Source organism: Vibrio sp. 10N.261.52.A1 (assembly GCF_002876325.1).
In the GTDB taxonomy this organism is placed as follows: domain Bacteria; phylum Pseudomonadota; class Gammaproteobacteria; order Enterobacterales; family Vibrionaceae; genus Vibrio; species Vibrio chagasii.
Genome location: NZ_MCYD01001367.1, coordinates 1 through 627 on the forward strand (window position 1 = coordinate 1; position 627 = coordinate 627).

1 pseudogene is annotated in these 627 nt (G+C 38.0%); it reads right to left on the reverse strand.

Going from position 1 to position 627, the window contains the following annotated elements:
• A pseudogene (locus tag BCT81_RS27845) lies at positions 1-270 on the reverse strand (acetate kinase); the annotation flags it as partial.
• Positions 271-627 lie beyond the last annotated feature (357 nt).

Below are 627 nucleotides of genomic sequence, written 5' to 3' on the forward strand. Positions count from 1 at the left end.
GATACGGTGACCGATAGCGCCAAGGTTAGCTTTAAGCTCAGGCTTAGAAGCAAGAATAGTTTCTACCATGAAAGATAGTGCTTCTACGTGAGCTGCGCCCGCGCCTAGTTGTGCTTCGTGCTTGCCGTCAAGTTTCCACTTCATACGAGCTTCTGGAAGACCTAGACACTCAGCAAGACCAGTTAGGTGCTCTGCACCTGTTTCTGCATCAACAACAGCGAATTTAAGAGAAGAACTACCACAGTTTAAAACTAAAACTAGCTTAGACATTAATGACTACCTGTTAATTTTTCTGATCGAAATCAGTTAAGGATGAAAATTAATCTCAAGAATAGACGAAGCTCGGTAGCTTGCGTACTAACCTTGGTCAAAAAAACGTTAATTTCCGTATTAAAGTGAAAGCGCACTTTTTAAGCAAAAGCGGCTTGTGCATTCCTTGCAGAAGTCTTCTCAAAGTTGCTTAAATTGTAAATAAGGGCAACAATGAGATTGAGGTCTGCAAATAATAGCGATATTGTGCAAATATAACAAAAAAATTTGAAAGAATATTATTTTTCGTCAAATTTTTGTGTTTTTAGTTGATGATTTCAACTTTTTTTTAATGGGAGACTCATATGAGCAATAGAG